General features: G+C 43.5%; 18 protein-coding genes. 7 read left to right on the plus strand and 11 right to left on the minus strand.

What is annotated here, in order from left to right; genetic code table 11:
- Positions 1-50 precede the first annotated feature (50 nt).
- The 3 genes from lysM to EZE20_RS10885 form a co-directional block, all read right to left on the minus strand.
- Positions 51-509 (minus strand): peptidoglycan-binding protein LysM, encoded by a 459-nt coding sequence (gene lysM, locus EZE20_RS10875; RefSeq protein ID WP_132117447.1) that lies wholly within the window; start codon positions 507-509, stop codon positions 51-53.
- Between the two features lie 116 nt (positions 510-625).
- Positions 626-1,000 (minus strand): hypothetical protein, encoded by a 375-nt coding sequence (locus tag EZE20_RS10880; protein WP_132117449.1) that lies wholly within the window; start codon positions 998-1,000, stop codon positions 626-628.
- 12 nt (positions 1,001-1,012) lie between these two features.
- Positions 1,013-1,873, minus strand: coding sequence for a universal stress protein (locus EZE20_RS10885; protein WP_132117451.1), 861 nt, complete (start codon positions 1,871-1,873; stop codon positions 1,013-1,015).
- Between the two features lie 177 nt (positions 1,874-2,050).
- Between EZE20_RS10885 and EZE20_RS10890 the strand changes: the two genes are divergently transcribed.
- On the plus strand, positions 2,051-3,049 hold the full coding sequence (locus tag EZE20_RS10890; protein ID WP_132117453.1) for a 2-hydroxyacid dehydrogenase: 999 nt from the start codon (positions 2,051-2,053) through the stop codon (positions 3,047-3,049).
- Here EZE20_RS10890 and EZE20_RS10895 read toward each other — a convergent pair.
- Positions 3,038-3,610, minus strand: a complete 573-nt coding sequence (locus tag EZE20_RS10895; protein WP_132117455.1) for a hypothetical protein — start codon at positions 3,608-3,610, stop codon at positions 3,038-3,040. The two genes, EZE20_RS10890 and EZE20_RS10895, sit on opposite strands and share 12 nt — an antisense overlap.
- A 134-nt stretch (positions 3,611-3,744) precedes the next feature.
- On the opposite strand from EZE20_RS10895, the gene EZE20_RS10900 reads away from it, so the two are divergent.
- From EZE20_RS10900 to EZE20_RS10910, 3 genes are all read left to right on the plus strand, one after another.
- Complete coding sequence (locus tag EZE20_RS10900) at positions 3,745-4,464, plus strand: NUDIX hydrolase (RefSeq protein WP_132117457.1); 720 nt, start codon at positions 3,745-3,747, stop codon at positions 4,462-4,464.
- A gap of 226 nt (positions 4,465-4,690) precedes the next feature.
- Complete coding sequence (locus EZE20_RS10905; protein WP_132117459.1) at positions 4,691-5,257, plus strand: RNA polymerase sigma factor; 567 nt, start codon at positions 4,691-4,693, stop codon at positions 5,255-5,257.
- Between the two features lie 95 nt (positions 5,258-5,352).
- Positions 5,353-6,990 (plus strand): glycerol-3-phosphate dehydrogenase/oxidase, encoded by a 1,638-nt coding sequence (locus EZE20_RS10910; RefSeq protein ID WP_132117461.1) that lies wholly within the window; start codon positions 5,353-5,355, stop codon positions 6,988-6,990.
- 9 nt (positions 6,991-6,999) lie between these two features.
- Here the strand turns inward: EZE20_RS10910 and scpA are convergent, their stop codons facing one another.
- The gene (gene scpA / locus EZE20_RS10915) at positions 7,000-9,138 is read right to left on the minus strand and encodes a methylmalonyl-CoA mutase (protein ID WP_132117463.1); all 2,139 of its coding nucleotides are present in this window, start codon (positions 9,136-9,138) and stop codon (positions 7,000-7,002) included.
- A gap of 10 nt (positions 9,139-9,148) precedes the next feature.
- The gene (locus EZE20_RS10920) at positions 9,149-10,534 is read right to left on the minus strand and encodes a methylmalonyl-CoA mutase family protein (protein ID WP_132117465.1); all 1,386 of its coding nucleotides are present in this window, start codon (positions 10,532-10,534) and stop codon (positions 9,149-9,151) included.
- 231 nt (positions 10,535-10,765) lie between these two features.
- Between EZE20_RS10920 and dnaA the strand changes: the two genes are divergently transcribed.
- A complete protein-coding gene (gene dnaA / locus EZE20_RS10925) occupies positions 10,766-12,217 on the plus strand; it encodes a chromosomal replication initiator protein DnaA (RefSeq protein ID WP_132117467.1) in 1,452 nt (483 codons plus the stop codon).
- Entirely contained in the window at positions 12,217-13,194 is a 978-nt protein-coding gene (locus tag EZE20_RS10930; protein WP_165933455.1) for a GNAT family N-acetyltransferase, read from the plus strand. Before dnaA ends, EZE20_RS10930 begins: the two co-directional genes overlap by 1 nt.
- On the opposite strand, the gene EZE20_RS10935 is transcribed toward EZE20_RS10930, so the two are convergent.
- From EZE20_RS10935 to EZE20_RS10950, 4 genes are all read right to left on the minus strand, one after another.
- On the minus strand, positions 13,181-14,002 hold the full coding sequence (locus tag EZE20_RS10935; protein WP_394345647.1) for a DUF3108 domain-containing protein: 822 nt from the start codon (positions 14,000-14,002) through the stop codon (positions 13,181-13,183). The two genes, EZE20_RS10930 and EZE20_RS10935, sit on opposite strands and share 14 nt — an antisense overlap.
- Positions 13,999-15,033 carry an aminopeptidase gene (locus EZE20_RS10940; RefSeq protein WP_132117471.1) on the minus strand — a complete coding sequence of 345 codons (1,035 nt, stop codon included), beginning with the start codon at positions 15,031-15,033 and terminating at the stop codon, positions 13,999-14,001. The genes EZE20_RS10935 and EZE20_RS10940 overlap by 4 nt, the downstream gene beginning before the upstream one ends.
- A 154-nt stretch (positions 15,034-15,187) precedes the next feature.
- Entirely contained in the window at positions 15,188-15,934 is a 747-nt protein-coding gene (locus tag EZE20_RS10945) for an acyl-CoA desaturase (RefSeq protein WP_132117473.1), read from the minus strand.
- Between the two features lie 73 nt (positions 15,935-16,007).
- Positions 16,008-17,120: a hypothetical protein gene (locus EZE20_RS10950; RefSeq protein ID WP_132117475.1), complete on the minus strand. Its 1,113-nt coding sequence runs from the start codon at positions 17,118-17,120 to the stop codon at positions 16,008-16,010.
- Between the two features lie 176 nt (positions 17,121-17,296).
- Between EZE20_RS10950 and recA the strand changes: the two genes are divergently transcribed.
- On the plus strand, positions 17,297-18,361 hold the full coding sequence (recA, locus tag EZE20_RS10955; protein WP_132117477.1) for a recombinase RecA: 1,065 nt from the start codon (positions 17,297-17,299) through the stop codon (positions 18,359-18,361).
- A gap of 111 nt (positions 18,362-18,472) precedes the next feature.
- On the opposite strand, the gene EZE20_RS10960 is transcribed toward recA, so the two are convergent.
- Entirely contained in the window at positions 18,473-20,032 is a 1,560-nt protein-coding gene (locus EZE20_RS10960) for a P-loop NTPase family protein (protein WP_132117479.1), read from the minus strand.
- Positions 20,033-20,050: the final 18 nt, after the last annotated feature.

Below are 20,050 nucleotides of genomic sequence, written 5' to 3' on the forward strand. Positions count from 1 at the left end.
GGGCTTTGCACGAATGCAAAGCCCTTTTTTAATGCCTGTTACTCTACTTCTTACAAAGCAGGAATACGCAAAACCTGACCCGGATAAATCTTGTCAGGATGCGAAAGCATAGGCTTGTTTGCTTCAAAAATGACCGGATATTTCATCATATCATTGTAGTATGTTTTCGCAATTTTAGAAAGCGTATCGCCTTTTTCAACCGTATGATACTGCGCTTCGGGAGCAGGTTCGGCAACGGTCATGCGGTTGTCCACAACGGCAACTCCTTCTACATTTCCAACGGCCAACGCAATTTTCTCTGAATCTTCCTGCTTAGCGGTTTCACCTTCCAGAATTACTGTATCGCCTGCCGTTTTTACGGCAATTGTATTATAAGGCAAACCAAGTGCTTTTACGTGAGCAAGCAAGGCACTGGCCCGTAGGGGTTCAACTTCGGGAGTAGCCGCAACGACTTCTTCCTTCTTGAATATTTTTTCTCCTACTCCTTTAAAAAATGACATCAATCCCATGAGTTCTTTGTTTTTAGTGTATTATTAGAAAATGTTTTTCCAAATCTAGGTCTTTTCAGGTGCCCTACAATTCCTTAGACTAAAAAAAAACAAATCGTCACAGATAAATTACATCTTTATGTAATTTCCAGTGCGGCTGCAAAAGACCGAAAATCTTTTTTGAATTGCCGGTAATTCTGATCGTAATAAAACATTTCTTCCCGTAAATACTTAAAATCTTCCTTCAATTCGTTTTTGGGTACAGGTTCAGCTCTAACTTCCATACACATCAGCTTTTCATTGGATGAAATTTCGGCCAGAAGATTATTGACCAAACGAACAAAGTGGTGGAGTTCACCGACTAATTCCGCCCGTTTATGAGGCAGGATTTTTTCTTCTCTTTGGGTTAAAAAACGCTCAAAAATGGCAAGTTCGCGGCGGTTAAATTCCAGCTGATTTTGCCAGAGCATGTGCTCAAAATGCATGTTTTTAATGGTTTTCATCGTTTCCATACGCTGTTGATGTTAAAGTAATTCCCATTCACTTGACGGTAATTCTTCCGACGAATCGGAGACGTTCTCAGTAAGCACCAAAAGGGGTACTTCGGCCTGATAGGCAAGAATTCTGCTTGTGCTTCGATTTAACAGTACATCCCACAGACTCCGGTTATGAGAAACTGTTACCAGTAGATCAGTATGATGATTCGACAAATATTCTTCGATTCCTTCCAGGGTCGAGTCATCTTTCATAAAAAAATGAAGAGGTTCAAAATCTTCAAAGTATTGATTTAAAAGCGCTTGCCTTTCCTGATCTACCTCTTTTGCAGACTGTTCAGGTTCCAGAATGCTCAAAAAAACCAGCTTTGATTTTCCAGCCTCCAACACCTCCGCCACAGGCTTAAACAAGGTTTGCGATTTGAAATTGGAATAGTCCGTTGCAATTACAAAATCCTGAAGCGGCCGCAGTGCAGCAGATATTGGCACCACCAAAACCGGACAAGGAGCCGTTCGGATGATTTCGGTTGCCACACTTCCCAGCCAAATACTATCACCATTGCCCGTAGCTCCCACAACGACAAGTTCGCTTGGCTGCTTGGCGTACAATTCACTAACGGCAATGTATATATTACCTCCAATAGCCGTTCCCGAAAGTGCGTGGTACGGATTTAGTTCATATTCTTTCTTGAACCCTTCTACATAGTCGTTCATCATCGCCTGAGCATCTCTGCCAATCTGATCGTCCAGAAAATCTGAGGCTTCGGGAAGCTGCGCATAGCTATGCAGGAGGCTGAACTCACACGCCTGTGCGTGGTACATGTGCATGGCAAACAACAGCGCATGACGGGCTGCCGCAGAATAGTCGGTCAGTACTAGTATTTTTTTCATGAGTTAAGTTCGTCCAAAATTTTAGTAAGGACTTCTGTTTAGGAATAAAGAATAATAACTTTACCCAAGATACATTTTTTTAGTATCCGTAAAGCCTGATGCCTTTTCAAAGCTACCTTTTGCCTACTTTTTTTTTCATGATGCCCCTCAATTAGAGGACTGAAATTTATCATTCTTATGAAAATCGCACTTTTTAGTACCAAGTCTTACGACCGCGAATATTTTGATCGCTATGGCCAAGACTACCCGCATGAGATCACATACTTTGACAATCGGCTCACAAGTCAATCGGTCCCGCTTGCGGAGGGATTTCGGGCAGTTTGTGCGTTTGTGAACGACTCGCTCGATGCCGAAGTCATCGAAAAACTTTCTGCACTAGGCGTTGAATTGCTCGTACTTCGCTGCGCAGGCTACAATCATGTAGACCTTGATGCCGCCAAGAAAGCCAAAATGGCCATTGTACGAGTGCCGGCGTACTCGCCTCACGCTGTGGCCGAACACGCCGTGGCGTTAATTTTGACTTTGAATCGAAAAACCCACAAAGCCTACAACCGGGTTCGGGAGGGGAATTTTTCGTTGGATCGGCTGGATGGTTTTGATTTGTATCAGAAAACCATTGGAGTGATTGGTACGGGTAAGATCGGTCAGGTTTTTTGTAAAATTATGCAGGGATTTGGCTGCAAAGTACTGGCCTATGACCCATTTCCGAACAAAGAATTAATTGCGCAGGGCATCGTTTACAGTTCGATGGAAGAGTTACTTAAAACATCTGATATTGTTTCTCTACATTGCCCGCTGACTCCGGAAAACTATCATCTGATTCAGGCCGATACGTTAGATAAAATGAAAGAGGGTGTAATGATTATCAATTCCAGCCGGGGTGCGTTGATTGATACCAAAGCCATTATTAAGGCCTTAAAATCTAGGAAAGTAGGGTACTTGGGAATTGACGTGTATGAGCAGGAAGCCGATTTTTTCTTTCAGGATCATTCTGAAACGATCATTACTGACGATACACTGATGCGTTTGATGAGTTTTCCGAATGTATTGATTACTTCTCATCAGGGATTTTTTACGGATGAAGCCCTTGCCCAAATTGCAATTACCTCGCTCGAAAACCTGACTGCATTTGAAAAAGGCGAATTTATTGAAGAAAACACAGTATTACGAGCCTAAGGGTGTAAGGGGTTTCTTTCTAAACAGGAGAAGCCCCACACCTACCAATAAGACCACACTAGTTATTAAAGTAGCACCCCATTTGATCTGATTGGCAGCAGATGTAAGCCAAACTACCGGATCGGAAAAGTTAGGAAAAGTAGTAATGAGCGTTATAATCCCTACGTTTTCCAGGTAATCAGCTAACAAAATAAACAATGGTACGAGGTTAATCCATCGCCAGTAACTTGCCGGAAACAAAATCTTTTTATAAATAAGGGATAAAATAGATAAAAAAAGCAGCGTGTAGAGAATTGGATATATACCGTCTGCCAGTAGCTCCGTCCAAAGATATATTTGCCGTCCATTTTCACCCAATATAGTTAGAACTTCCATTGCCTCCGCTTTGGTAAATCCAATGTGTAAATCAAGAACATCAGCTGCGGCTCCCTGCCCCATTTTAGTTTGGAGAGCCGGAAATAAAAGTACGTTAATCCCGATTACCAAAACGAGGAACAGCAGCATTCTCCGGGTAGTGAGGTGCGTATAACACCAATCAGAAAGGATAAAAAGTGTTTTCATGAATGCACGTTTGAAATATTTAAGTACTGTAAATCAGAAAGTTCAAAAAATCTACTTTCCATGAATACAGAATAAATAGTTTGATTCAAAGACCCGATTGTTCAACCTTCCCCTTAACCTAAAAAAACTCCACGATGTCTGAAACCTATCGCTATCCACACGGCGACCGGCTGTTGGTTGCCATTGACTGTATCATTTTTGGCTACGACGAAACCGGCCTGAAAGTTTTGCTCGTCAAACGACACATTGAGCCTGGAAAAGGTCAGTGGGCGCTGATGGGTGGACTGCTCAATGCACAGGAAACGCTGGACGAAGCTGCCCGGAGAATTTTGATTATATTAACCGGTATGCACGATGTGTATCTGGAAGAATTGAAGGTTTTCAGTGAGGTAGATCGGGATCCCGTAGAGCGCACAATTTCGGTAACTTATTTTGCATTAATTAATATTCATAATTACGAGCATCAGATTTCGACAGACTACGAAGCCCGGTGGTTTTCGATCTCACATTTACCTGAACTTCTGTTTGATCATGCACATATGATCACCTATGCCAAGAATAAGTTGAAGTATAAAGCAGCACTTCATCCCATTGGTTTTGAATTACTTCCTGAAAAATTTACCCTGACACAACTGCGAAATCTATACGATTCCATTTTTGAGACCGAATTGGATAAAGGTAATTTTCGACGTATGATTCTTGCCTCAGGCCTTCTGATTCAATTATGGGAAAAAGACAAAAGTGCGTCCAAAAAAGGCGCTTACTTTTATCAGCTAGACGAAAAAAAATACAAAGAAAAATTCAATAGCTTCCTGAATCTGACGCCGAACAGCAAAACAATATCCTGGCAATAAATGCTCGATTTTTGCAAAAAAAGAGCCTGTTTCCAATGACTTTTGTAATCTTTTTATCTTTATTTTTTGAATTTGGTTTTTAAAAGTTATTTTTACTTTTAAATCCTTAATTATGCTGATTCAAGATTTTTTCTCATAGGTTAATTGATAATGGTTAGACGCTCCCGAATTTGTCGGGGGCGCTCTTTTTTTTGTTGTGAAAATATTGACAATCGTCACCTAATCCATGCAATCAGTTCTTAAACCAGAAGATCTCATACTTTGGAAAGACTTCAAAAACAGCAGTTCAGAAGCTTTCTCACTCCTATATTCTACCTATTTCCCTATTCTCATAACCTACGGAAAACGGCTGGGTGCTGATCCAATGGCAGTTCAGGATGCTGTTCATGACCTTTTTCTGGATTTGTGGCGCATGCGGGAAAATCTTTCTGATTCGGTGTCAATACAATTTTATTTATGCCGTTCCCTGCGACGCAGGCTGCATATACAGGCAAAAATGCTGTTGCCAATACTTGAAGAATCGCCGGAGAGGCAGCCACAGACCGAGTGTTTTGAATCTGCGCTGATTCGGGAAGAAGCGGCGCAATATGCCTGCTTGTTTTTGGATAAAATGCTGGAAGTACTTTCCCGTCGGGAAAAAGAAGTTGTTTTATTGAAATACTACAAAAACAATTCCGTACGTGAAGTAGCTAATTTGCTGGCTATAAAAGAGCAAACTGTTCGAAATCTGATGCATCGGGCTATGCTCAAATTAAGGAAACAATCATTTAACGCATCATCTCTATACGTTTAACTTTGAACGTTCCTCCCCGATCGCTTCTTTTTTTTGCACTTTAAAAGAGTGTAAATTTGTGGCTTACTCCTGCTTTGCTCATTTACTGCATATCTATGAATCGCCCCAAAAATGTAACGCAACTCTCCACTGAAACATTCGACATTTGTATTATCGGCGGAGGAGCGAGCGGGGCCGGATGTGCCCTCGATGCTGCGCTCAGAGGCTACAAAGTGGCTTTAATAGACCGTAAAGATTTTGCGTCAGAAACCTCTTCCCGATCTACCAAACTCATACATGGCGGCGTACGCTATTTGGAGCAAGCCTTTATGAAACTGGATTTAGGTCAGTTAAAGCAAGTTCGGCATGGGCTGGAAGAACGCCGGATTGTATTAAAAAATGCCCCGCATCTAGCGCATCCTCTGGCTTTACTTACACCAGTATTCTCCTGGTTTGAAGGACTTTATTATGGCATTGGATTAAAAATATACGATTGGTTTGCCAATGATTCTACGCTCCCCAAAGGAAAATGGCTTACCAAAAAGGAAGTACTGAAACGTATGCCTACACTTCGTAAAGAAACCCTGCACAGCGCGGTATTGTACTACGACGGTCAGCTGGATGACGCTCGCTACTGCCTGGCGCTTGCACAATCGGCCTCCGAAAAAGGTGTTGTGGTAGCCAATTATGTAGAAGTAACTGGTTTTGTAAAAAATGAAGATTCACAGCTTTCGTCTGCATTGGTCACGGATACACTTTCCGATCAATCCTTTGCTATCCAATCACGTATATTTATTAACTGTACAGGTACATTTGCCGATACCATTCGACACATGGCCAATCCAAAGCTTCCTGTTCGTATGCGGCCAAGTAAAGGCGTGCATGTGGTACTGCCATTTGAAACGCTGAACAGCACCGATGCGATGCTGATTCCAAAAACGAGCGATGGTCGGGTGGTGTTTGCGATTCCATTTGAGGGAAAACTGCTGGTTGGTACTACTGATACAGAGTACAAAAACCCTGAACTGGAACCGATATTGATTGAGGAAGAAGTCGATTTCTTGTTGGAAACATTACGACCTTATGTAAAAAAACTACCGGAACGACAAGACGTACAGGCGGGATTTGGCGGGTTGCGACCCTTGTTGGCGGCTGACCCCACAAAATCGACCAAAAGATTGACGAGAGATCATGAAGTGGAGCACGACGACGTTTCAAATTTGGTAAGTTTATTAGGTGGAAAATGGACTACCTACCGCCTGATGGCGAAAGATACGCTGGATAAAGTTGATGAATTATTTGGCGAAAATAAGGCTTGCCTTACAGCAGACTACCCGCTTGCCGGGAGCATTGGCTACGAGCCGGAAGCCTGGAAATTGATTAAAGAACAAACTGCCCTGAGCGAGGAAACCTGCCGACAGATCAATGGAAGGTATGGTTCGCGGTATCCCGAAATTATAACTTTGATCACTCAAAACCCGGATTTGGCGCAGCGATTAGTACCTGCTTATCCGTATCTGTGGGCAGAGGTTATATACGCAGTTCAGCATGAAATGGCGGTCTCGCCGCGTGACATCCTTGCCCGTAGGCTGCGACTGGAAATTACCGACTGGCAAGCCACGCTACAATGCCTGCCTGTGGTGTGTGATCTGATGGAAAAAGAACTGAACTGGTCCTCCGAAACCCGCGAAAAAATGGAAAAAACCTACGCAGAGCAACTCCAAGTATACTGTAAAAGTGCCGGACTTTTGTAGCCTGAAAATCTATTTCATTAGTTCAGTCAGGATTTTTTGAGCAGCAATGGAAATTATGGTTCCAGGCCCAAAAACACCTTTAACTCCGGCATCGTACAAGAACTGATAATCCTGCGCGGGAATCACTCCTCCCGCAATGACCATAATATCTTCCCGACCGAGTATTTTCAATTCCTCAATCAGCTGAGGAACAAGGGTTTTGTGTCCTGCTGCCAAACTGGAAGCACCAACTACGTGAACGTCATTTTCGGTAGCCTGTCGCGCCACCTCAGCAGGTGTCTGAAAAAGCGGCCCCATATCCACATCAAATCCTACGTCAGCAAAACTCGTAGCGATAATGTGTGCGCCCCGGTCGTGGCCGTCCTGCCCCATTTTCGCAACCATGATTCGGGGTCTGCGACCTTCCAATTCGGTAAATTGATCAGCCATTTCTTTGGCCAATCTGAAATTTTCGTCGTCTGAAATCTCTGCTTTATACACGCCTGAAATGGATCTGATTGTTGCTTTATACCGACTAAAAACGCTTTCCATGGCATCGGAAATTTCTCCCAAAGTTGCCCGACAACGGGCAGCTTCGACGGCCAAAGCCAGCAAATTGGTTTCAAGCTGCGTGCCGCCTTCGCCAGTGCAGGCATCGGTAAGTGCACGCAATGCTTCTTGTACTTTTTCTACGTCGCGGCTTGCTTTTATTTGCTGCAACCGCTCAATTTGAGACATTCGAACAGCCTGATTATCTATGGACAATACGTCAATTTCTTCTTCACTATCTGGTCGGTATTTATTTACACCCACACAAATACTTTTTCCCGCATCAAGCCGCGCCTGTTTGCGGGCGGCCGCTTCTTCAATTCTCATTTTAGGCAATCCCGTTTCGATCGCTTTCGCCATCCCTCCAAGTGCCTCTACTTCTTCAATGAGCTCAGTAGCTTTTTTTATTAGCTCATCTGTCAAATATTCTACATAGTATGAACCACCCCAGGGATCGACGGAACGGCAAACGTCGGTTTCATGCTGTAAAAAGAGTTGCGTATTGCGAGCAATTGCCGCCGAAAAATCTGTGGGCAAAGCCATGGCTTCGTCCAGCGAATTGGTATGCAGAGACTGCGTGTGCCCCTGCACGGCAGCGAGGGCTTCCAGAGTTGTTCGGGCAATATTATTAAATGGATCCTGTTCTGTCAGGCTATATCCACTCGTTTGGCAGTGTGCCCGCAAAGCCAGCGACTTATCATTAGTTGCACCCAGAGATTTTACCAGTTGTGCCCACAAAACCCGTCCGGCACGAAGCTTGGCAATTTCCATAAAATAGTTCATGCCAATTCCCCAGAAAAACGAAAGACGAGGCGCAAACTGATCAATCTGCATCCCGGCCCGCAACCCGGTACGGAGGTATTCCAGCCCATCTGCCAGCGTATAGGCCAACTCCAAATGAGCCGGCGCACCTGCCTCGTGCATGTGATACCCGCTGATACTAATGGAATTGAATTTTGGCATGAATTGGGCGGTATATGAAAAAATATCGCCAATAATGCGCATCGAAGGTTCGGGTGGATAGATGTACGTATTGCGCACCATGAACTCCTTCAAAATATCGTTCTGAATAGTACCCGCTAATTTTTCGGGAGAAACACCCTGTTCTTCGGCCGCAACGATATAAAATGCCATAATCGGGATCACGGCTCCGTTCATGGTCATGGAAACCGACATTTCGTCCAGCGGAATCTGATCAAACAAAATTTTCATATCTTCCACCGAATCAATGGCAACACCCGCTTTGCCAACGTCGCCTTCCACGCGCGGATGATCCGAGTCGTAGCCGCGGTGCGTCGCCAGATCGAAAGCCACGGAAAGACCTTTTTGGCCTGCCGCCAAATTGCGTCGATAAAAAGCGTTGGATTCTTCGGCGGTTGAAAAACCAGCGTATTGCCGAATCGTCCAGGGCCGCTGCAGGTACATGCTCGCATAGGGTCCGCGCAAAAATGGCGGAATACCCGCTCCAAATCCAAGGTGACTGGCATTTAGAGTATCATTTCCAGCATACCATGTTTTCAGTTTGATTCCTTCGGATGTTGGAAATGGTTTTTCTGAATTATTTCCGCCATCATTTTTTTGTTGATCACCCGGAAAAAGAGGTTTAAATAGTGGTTTCATAGCCGAAAGGTTAGGCAAAAAGGTCATCCAGTGTATAGGATGGAAGAAGGTTTAGTGTAGAAATCAGAACCGAAGATCTTTTATTTTCCTTACGCTCCGGCAATCCTGTTTCCGACAAAGTGTGCTGTTTGGGTTGGCCAACGATTCGTTTTTCGGTTGATTGATAGGCAGCTTTTTGGTCAGTCCAGGCAACAGCTAGCCTATCCTGAATAAAATTTTCCTGGAATGCAGGTACCAAACCGCCTTTTTCTTCTATTTCTAAAAATAAATCCCAGCTCGCAGTAGCTATTTTTTGGGTAAGGAGTTCCAGGTAATACGCACCGCCGGCGGGGTCAGCCACTTTTTCCAGATAACTTTCATGTTTCAAAACCAGCGAAATATTGCGGGCGATACGTTCTGAAAACTCACTGGGCTCGGACGAAGCCTGATCAAACGGCAAAATCGTGAGGGCATCGCAACCGCCCGAAACTGCGCTCATGGCCTCGGCGGTGTGCCGCACCAGGTTTGTATGCGGGGCATGTACAGACTGATAGAACCGCGAGCTCTGAGCCTGTATAAATGCCTGACAAAGTTCGTCAGGCAAGCCGTATGCCCTCGTAACCTGCCGATACAGATAGCGCAGGGCACGTAGTTTAGCTAGTTCGGTCAGGTAGTTTGTGCCGATAGCTATTGAAAACACCACTCGGTTTGCCGCCAATAGAGCTGAAACTCCCTGCCCGGTGAGCAAATCCATATACGTCACAAAAGAGGCCATGGTAAAGGCCAGCTCCTGCACTACATCAGCGCCTGCTTCATGAAACACATGACTTTCAACTTTATAGGATCGAAATTCTTTCATCGCTTTGGTGAGCGACATTCCTTCTGCCACGGCTTGCACAGCTGCTTCGTAGGGTTTGCCGTGCTTCATCCAGTTGGCTAATGGATCATACACAAGACCGCCTTTGAGGTAATAAGCAGAATTACGGCTAAGTTCGGCTATAAGTTGTGAGGGGTTTTCGGATGAATCCAGAAAAATGGGTGTATCCGTCAGGCGGATAGTGTGTAGGGTTTTTGAAAGTTCTAAATTCAGGAGGCCGGTTTCACTGGCTGAGATCCACATCCCGTCTGCCCCACGGTCAAGTTGATAGCGCATCAACTCATTGGTAACTTTTGGATCATTGAATCGGATGGATGGAATAGTCAACCAACCCGGATTTTTCTTCTGACAAGCCCGAATATCCGCAATTAAGGAGTTGTTTTCAGTTTCATCGGCGACAAAATAGGGTTCGAGGGACACATTTTTTGCCGGTTTGTACCACGTGTCTTCGTAGGTTCTGCCGCGCAGTTCCTGTTCTACCTGCTTTTTCCAGGAAGATTTATCTGCTTTTCCAAAATCGGACACTAACGAAAAACTCATAAAAAAGTAAGAAAAAATTGCACCAACTATTCATCCAGACAAATCTACAAATTTGATATTACATTTTTTTGATTGCCTCCTAGGCCGATTTTGATTTGGCCTTTTACCATGTTGGATTATTCCGTTAGTTTTAGGGAGAGGCTTGATTTAGGAAAAAGGGAATGTTAAATTCATGGCAGTTTTGAGAGACACTTGATCTATTTACTATCTTTGCGCTCCCTAAAATTGAACATGACACCAGACCAGCTAAGTATCACCTTGGAAAGAGTTGCACCTCCGCGCGAAGTGGACCTTGTATGGGGTAAGTGCCTCCATGTAATTCAGGAGAATATACCGGATCAAAGCTTCAAAACGTGGTTTGAGCCGATTCGTCCCCTGAAATTAAATGGGAAGGTACTTACTATTCAGGTACCTAGTCAGTTCTTTTACGAGTGGCTGGAAGATAATTACGTACACCTTTTACGGAAAGCACTCGACTTTTCGATCGGGCGTGATGGCCTGCTCGAATATTCCATCATCGTTGATCCGGGGACAGAGCGGCACAAGCCCCGTACAGTTAATGTGCCAACCGTAAAAACTCCCCAAAACTCCAAACCTGATAATTTTCAGACAGATCCGCGACTTGGTTCAACTGCACCCAAAGATCAGGACTCGCTGCAACTCGATACGTATCTAAATCCTAACTACTCGTTCGACAATTTTATTGAAGGAGATTGCAACCGATTGGCCCGTTCGGCAGGCTTTGCCGTAGCCCAACGGCCTGGTTTGACATCATTTAATCCATTGATGGTTTATGGTGGTGTCGGTTTGGGAAAAACACACCTTGTGCAGGCAATCGGCAATTATATCCGAAATCATTTTGAGGATAAGGTGGTGATGTACGTTTCTTCCGAAAAATTCACGAATCAGTTTATCAACTCTATTCGGAATAATGTTTTGCAGGATTTTACCGACTTCTACATGAAGGTAGACGTGTTGGTGATTGATGACGTGCAGTTTTTATCAGGAAAAGAAAAAACGCAGGATACGTTTTTCCATATTTTCAATCACCTGCATCAACTTGGTAAACAGATAATCATGACAAGCGACCGCCCTCCCCGCGAATTGCAGGGATTGCAGGATCGTCTTTTGTCGCGCTTCAAATGGGGATTAACGGCAGATTTGCAAACTCCTGATTTTGAAACCCGGATTGCTATTATCCAGAAAAAATTACAGGCAGAAGGTATTTTTATTGAATACGATGTAATTGAGTACGTGGCACATAGCGTCAACACTAACGTGCGGGAACTTGAAGGTGTCATTATTTCGCTGATGGCACAAGCATCCCTTACGCGTCAGAATATCGACGTGGAGCTCGCAAAAAATACGCTCAAAAACATTGTGATGAATGAGGAAAAAGAAGTCACAATTGATACCATTCAGGAAATCGTAGCCGACTTTTTTACCATCAGTATTGCCGATTTGAAGAGTAAAAGCCGGAAAAAAGAGAATGTGTATCCGCGCCAACTAGCCATGTTTTTGGCCAAAGAATTTACGGATCTGCCCTTAAAATCCATCGGCTACCACTTTGGCGGTCGCGACCACAGCACGGTTATTCACTCGATTCAGTGCGTCAATGAACTGATGGGTTCGGATTCGGATGTGGAAGAAACAATTCTGAAACTACGCAGCTATTTCAAATAGTGACGGAGCCCATTTTGTTGAAGCGGCAGGAAATAAATGACCACGCCTGGAATTCGCTTTTGACAAAATCCGTCTATCAATCTCCCTACGCATATACTGGTTACCTAGACTGTGTATCACCCAATTGGCAGGCACTTGTGTGGCCTTCGACCACGCAATACAAGATAATTCTACCACTTCCGATCAAAAAAAAATGGGGAATTACCGTCATTCAACAGCCGCTGTTTTGCCAGTTTTTGGGTTTTTTTTCTGAAAAAGATCTGGAAGTAGAACAAGTACTTTCATTTTTGAAAGTACTGCACAGGCATTTCAGATATATCTCGCTGTATGCATTTCATCCCTTGCAAACCAACCTGCTCGCTACTATTTTACCATCTTATCCATTTACGCAGGTTGGTTTATTCTCTACACACTGGCTATCATTAAATCAATCCTATGATGATATATATCAAAACTATAAACCGGATCGTAGAAAAAACCTGACACGGGCGGTTCGCTGGGATTGGCATTCAGAAGTTTCGGAGGATATTGAACCGTTGATTGCACTATTTGAGCAAAACCACGCCGAAAAACTCCCCTCGGGGGTTCATCCCGAAGCGTATCACATACTCCGTACACTTTCAGAGTATCTTTTATCAAACGGAATTGGGAGGCTTTTGTATGTAAGAAAAAATGGGGAAGTATGTGCCGGAATTTTACTAATTGAGACAGCGACCTGTGGGATTTATATCTTTAATGCTGCCGACAACTCGGGAAGAAAAGGAAATGCCCGTTCTTATTTATTAAATGAGTACTTTAAAGAAAAGGAGAATTTAAATCTGATTTTTGACTTTGAAACTCCTGAAATAGAGAACATTGCGAATTTTTACGAAAGTTTTGGCGCAAAGAAAATGGAGTACTTAACGCTCAAAAAAAATAATCTGCCGTTTCCTTTCCGACAGATTCAGGAATTAAGAAAATGGATTATTTCTGAATAATAAATTCATTTCGCAAACCGCGGTACGATTTAAGATCCATTTCCAGCGCACCGATCCACAAGTCTACTTCGGCTTTTACAGGCACTTTGTTTTCATCATCCGATACCCAAATCCGAATGGAATTCTCGCCTTTAAACAACTTATTCTCAGGCATTACCGGATTCAGTTTTAACACTTTCATCCTTCCAAACTTAGTTTTTATTACTTCTTTTCCACGGTATCGCACCCGCATTGGAAACACCTCATCCGAAAAGAACGTAGGAAGTTCTACAATTTGCCCTTCACTAATCTTGTCAAAATTTATGGTTCTAAGAAAATAGTAGCCGCTGATGACATCATGTATATTGTCGGGAACTTTATACGATTTCTTTTCCCCTTTTTCTTCTGCATAAACCACGTCGCTGCCGTGATTAAATGTCAGGGTTTCTTCTTTGCGGTAGCTATTTTCCTGAATATTCCGGTAAAACATTTGTGGTAAAATCGCCGAAGTATCAATGTACGATCGCCACTGATCACGTACACGCGAGACAAGATCAAACGCACCTACCGTACGACCGGTCACATTGACGCGGTAGCAGGGGCGATTGTTTACCTTCACAATCGAATTGCTCACTTCTACCTTAGCTTCAGCCGCATTGATAAAACCATAGTGTACCCTATATTCGAGCCGTTCGCCTTTACCAAAGCTATTGTTGGGCACGCGCCGGTAGCTGTCGCGCATGGTAAAAGCCATGACGCTAAGGCCAGCCATAATCAGGAGTACCAACAGGTAAAAACGACGATTATTATTTACTTTGGAAATACTCATAGAGAAGGATATTTTTCCTTTAAATACAATAAATACTTTCTAAAGTCACGATTAAATTTGTTCTCAAACTCATCCCGAAAGATATTCTGCCTGGATTTATATGTCTTGTACGCAATAAAATACGCATTATTAGGCAGTTTGGTTTCTTCCGATGGCTTTTTCTTATTCAACGTCAGCGTTCCCCCAAGTAGTGTATCGGCCGAAGTCACAATCTGTTGGATGAGTCGGTATTTGAGTGAATCTTTCTTCGACAAACTATCAACTCCTGGCAGACGTTTGTATAAGCTATCAAGTTGCCGGGCACCGCGCAGCACATGCTGTGCGTAAGCATCGTTATATTTTTTAGAAAATTCATATTTTTTCAATTGAACCGATTCGGCACCGTATTTCTGCGTCAAAAACCGAATTGCGCCCCAATCGCCGACAAAGCTTGCCAGGTTTTCATTGAGTTCGAGGTTGTCTTTGACGAAAAGCGTTCCGTGAGTCAATTCGTGCAAAATAAGGTTGGCCAAACTACCTTCCGAACGGGCAAGCATGCTGGACAGAATGGGATCTTTAAGGTAGCCGAGGGTCGACCATGCCGAAACTTCACTAATTTCAGTATCAAGTCCTTCGGCCATAAGCGCTTTTTCTTCCTGTACGGCTCGGGTTGAGTCAAAAAAGCCTTTATAAGAAAATGTGCCAATAATTGGAAATTTCCATTCCCGGGCTTGCAACTGATACTTTTCCGAAGCAGTTAGTACCCACAAAATTGGTTTTCCGTGCTGATTATAGAATGTGGTGTAATTTTTTGAAGGATTCAGACCAAGCGAATCAACGCCAAATTGTTTGATTTCTTCAATGAGTCGAATTTTCTGTTTAAGCGAATCCGGGAAAGAGGCATCATGTAAAACATCCTCAACATCCGTTACATTCATCAGTATTTTTACCTGCCCGCTTGCCTGCATCCATGCATAACTAACGAGGTTGCGGTAAAATAAGCCTACTAAAAACAGCACGAGCAAGAGAACTGCTATGGTTTTTTTTATCATAAAAAATCGTTTTGAAAGCCAGGAAAGGCCTGTGCGTTTGGGTAAAAATTAATTTTTTAACCCTTGCACAAGCCTTTATCCCCTTGCTCAAAACGATAGATGTGGGTGTACTTGTTCCCCACCAAATAAAATCAGATACTAATACTCCTGGAAACTACATATAGTGTAGATCGTTATTAGGCTTTAATCGAATGATTTTCAGGGCATGAAGTAATTTTATGAATGGATACGTAGGATCAAATTCAAACCAGCGAACACCGAAATTTGCCCTTCCACCAAACTTATGATGATTGTTGTGATAAGATTCGCCCATCATCAAAAAATCAAAAGGAAGCAGGTTTTTGGCCGTATCGTCTACTTTAAAGTTAACGTATCCATACCGGTGCGCATACCAGTTAATAATAACTCCATGTACGGGCCCCATCAAAAAATGAATGGGCAACAGCAAAAACATCCACCACTCAGTGGCAAATTGTACATAAAACCAGATGTAAAAAACACCCCAACCAAGCCGTGACAACCAATTATCGCCAATTTTTTCAATAAATGCCCAATGAGGAACACCCTTCTTGAACTTTGCTTCAATGGAATCGCGGTGATGCAGGATATTGTTGTAATAATTCTTCGTTTTCCACATCATATCAAACAAACTACTCGAAAAACTGGGAGAATGCGGATCTTCTTCGGTATCTGCGTGAGCATGATGCAGGCGATGCATGACGCCGTAAGCATAAGGGCTCAAAAAGGATGATCCCTGAAAAATCCATGTTAGGGTGTAAAAGATTTTTTCCCAGGTTGGGCTCATCGTAAACATTTTGTGAGCCGCATAACGATGCAGAAAAAAGGTTTGCATCAGTAAAGAAAGATACCAATGCGCAACAAAAAAGAGGAAGATTTCCATTTAAATTAACATTTTTTGACTACTAATTTTTAGCAAAAGTACGGGGCTTTAATTTTGCAAAAGATGAGCAGGATCAGTTTTGGAGGTTTTTTTGTTCTTTCAGGAGATTTTCTTTGAGTGTATAGTGCAGGTAAATACCTTCGGAATGTTCTATTTTTCGAGTTTGCAGATCCAGCGTAGGTTCCAGACGGGCAGTAAGGCTCAGGCCTCCGCCAAGTTCAACAGTTTTTGAGAAACGCAGCATGAGCCAATTTCGGTGCGGTTGCCAAAATGAAGGCGAATTAAGTCGTCGGGAATCTGAAATAAACAAATCACCGCCGTAGTCGGAGCGGTAACGGGTACCGTTCCAGTAACTCAGCATGAGGTCTACCCATCGGGTTTTAAGTGACGAATTTATGTAAAACGCTTGTCCATTTCTATGAGTGGTAGTTCCATCCAAATTCCCCAGCAAGTAAGGTTCCAGATCAAGTGAAGAAAAAAGTGGCGATGAGAAAAAACGCCTGCAACGAAAACCGATGGCACCTTGTGTAGTTGTACGGACCGGAAGATTGGTACGAATGCCCTGACCGCCGGCATGGAAAACTGTCACGTGCGGTAACACCAAAAACTCCCAGGCTGTATATTTTACAAGCGGAATCTGAGCTGATAATCCTCCCCAAAAATGTTCCTGACGCACATAGCCCGGAAGCGTGTTTTGCGGATAGCTGATCCAAAAATCAAAAAACGAAGCAGGACTCACATAATTAATTTGCAGACCGTTTTCAATGGGTGACGTCAACCCTCTCTCAAAATTATATAGAGGTTCCGGCAATCGGTGACTAAGATTACCTTCCAGCGTCCCAAAGAGGAAATTCCAATTGGAATGAGAAAGCTTGAATGTCAGCAGTGGTTGAAGGACAGGACGACTAGTTTCACCAAAATCATTTCGCCAAAAAACACCACCTTTCAGTAAGATTGCAGGAGAAATGCGGTATACAAAAGCTGGTGAAAGCTGTGTTCCCCAAAGCGTGTAGCCGTCCTGATGCGAATTAAAATATTCGTTGTTTTTTACAAAACCCAGCATATCCACCTGAACATCTAAACGCCGGGTAGAATCAAGGGAAAGGCGATTTTCAAACGCCCGATTGTCAGGCTGAGCACGCGCAGGCAGTGAACCTCGATACCCTATCAGAAGGAAAATAAGCACAAGTAGGAATGGTATTTGCAAGGGATCTTTCACAGCCAAAAAGTGTTGATTATAATACAAAAAGCAGTTGCCTATATCAAAAATAAATCATATATTTACACTATAATAAAGAAGCAAACAAGGCTGTTAAGCCATTACTTGATTGACCAACAAAAATAACTTTTCAAACTTCCTTTATGGCACAAACTGTTGATGCAGACAGCAAATTAAAGGCGCTGCAAACTACACTCGAAAAACTAGACAAAACCTACGGTAAAGGTACCGTCATGCGTCTCAGTGACAGCAAAGTACTGGACGTTCCCACAATTTCAACCGGCTCTCTTGGCCTTGATTTGGCCCTCGGAATCGGTGGTGTGCCCAGGGGAAGAATCGTAGAAATTTATGGTCCGGAATCTTCCGGAAAAACGACGCTTGCCATGCACTGCATTGCGGAGGCTCAAAAAAGAGGCGGCCTTGCGGCTATCGTAGATGCAGAGCACGCATTTGACCGCTCCTATGCGGAAAAGCTGGGCATTGATACCAAAAATCTGCTGATTTCTCAGCCTGATAGCGGCGAACAGGCTCTTGAAATTACCGAGCATTTGATCAGCAGCGGCGCCCTTGATATTATCGTAATTGACTCCGTTGCGGCTCTTGTTCCGCGGGCTGAGCTTGAAGGCGAAATGGGCGATAGCAAAATGGGTTTGCAGGCACGTTTGATGTCTCAGGCACTGCGTAAACTTACCGGTGTTATCAGTAAAACGGGTTGCTGCTGTATTTTTATCAATCAGTTGCGTGAAAAAATCGGAGTTATGTTCGGGAATCCTGAAACAACTACCGGTGGAAACGCCCTGAAATACTATTGCTCCATCCGTCTTGACATTCGTCGGGTAGGTCAGATCAAGGAAAGTGCTGACAATATTCTTGGAAACCGCACGCGAGTGAAGGTTGTCAAAAATAAGCTCGCACCTCCTTTCAAAGTAATTGAGTTTGACATCATGTATGGTGAAGGTATTTCCAAGGCCGGAGAAATAATTGACCTTGCGGTTGAGCTGGAAATTGTAAAAAAATCCGGTTCCTGGTTCAGTTACGACGGAAATCGGCTTGGGCAGGGACGTGATGCGGTGAAAGCGCTCATCAAAGACAACCCCGAGTTGATGGAAGAGCTCGAAGCCAAAATCAAGCTTAAAGTAAATGGTGATCCCGATGCGTTGATTGATACGAGCGAACCAAATAAAGTAGATGATGGTGCTCCGGAATAGTTGTTAAAAAAATGTTATTACAAGAAATGCCCGACCAAATTTTGGTCGGGCATTTCTTGTAATTGAACTATCAAATCATCTTTCTATTGAGCCGTCGAACCGACAAATCATTTAAAACGGACGGTTGGTATCGTCATCGTCGTCATCATCAAAGTCAAATCCAAATTGATCGTCATCGTCTTCATCATCAGGTCCGGAAAACATACTGCTTACCAAATCTTTAAAATGCATGCCCCGATCCAGAGCCTGCTTGCCAATCAGCGAATATTCGGCCATGCCATGAAGCGCAAACTCCATCATAAAAAGTTTTTCTTCCTTGCCCAAACGCGACGTAAACTCGTCCACAAAATCGTCCAATCCTTCAATAGTTTTCAGACGTGCTTCATATTCCCGGTTACTCATGTCGCTCATGAGATCCATTTCATTGGAAGCTCCAAACCAATCGACTACTTTTCCAAATGGATTTTTCTTTGCTTTCTTGGCTTTTTCGGGATTTGGGAAAAAGTTTAAAAACTGAGTACGAATAGCTTTCCCAATCAAATTCTGCGCCACGATTACCGGACCTTCCACTTCACCTTCATATACCAGCTCCACTTTTCCACAGATTGCGGGAACGACGCCGTAAAGGTCCGAAACGCGCACGTGCGTCTCTTTTTCGCTATTCAGCAAAGCTCGGCGCTCGGCTGCGCTCAACAGGCTCTCATAGGCCGAAATCGTCATTCGGGCTGATACTCCGCTCTTACTATCTACGTATTCACTTTCACGAGCTTCAAACGCAATCTGTTCGATTAATACTTTTATGAGCTGATTCGTACGAATCATTCCCTTTTGTTCAGCTTTTACTACGGCCTCCTGCTCGGTAATTCGCTGACCAATTTCCAGAGTTTTTGGATAGTGGGTTACAATTTGACTGTCAATCCGGTCTTTCAGAGGCGTTACAATACTTCCGCGGTTGGTATAATCCTCAGGATTGGCCGTGAATACAAATTGAATATCGAGCGGTAAGCGTAGTTTAAACCCACGGATTTGAATATCCCCTTCCTGTAAAATATTAAACAAAGCCACCTGAATCCGCGCCTGTAAATCGGGAAGCTCGTTAATGACAAATATACCACGGTGCGAACGAGGGATAAGACCAAAGTGAATCACACGTTCGTCTGAATAAGGGAGTTTCAAAGTAGCAGCCTTGATAGGATCCACATCACCAATCAAATCCGCAATTGATACATCCGGTGTAGCTAATTTTTCGGTATAGCGCTCAGAACGATGCATCCACGAAATAGGCGTTTGATCGCCTTTCTCTTCTACCATATCTTTTGCCATTCGGGAGAGAGGCTCCATCGGATCGTCGTTCAGATCTGTGCCTTCCACAAACGGAATATATTCGTCAAGCAAATTGACCATCATGCGGGCAATTCGCGTTTTGGCCTGCCCTCTAAGTCCCAGAAGGTTAATGTTATGCATCGAAAGAATCGCTCTTTCAACATCCGGAATAACCGTATCCTCATAGCCCCAAATTCCTGGAAAAACTTCTTCTTTCCGTTGAATTTTATGGATAAGATTATCCCTCAATTCCTGTTTGATAGGTTTAGGGCGATAGCCAACGGCTTTTAGTTCCCCTAATGTATGAATGGCAAGTTTCTGTTTTGAATTGAGATCGGCGTAGTTCATGTAGGAATGATAAAATGA

It is taken from the genome of Arundinibacter roseus, assembly GCF_004348825.1.
GTDB lineage: Bacteria > Bacteroidota > Bacteroidia > Cytophagales > Spirosomataceae > Arundinibacter > Arundinibacter roseus.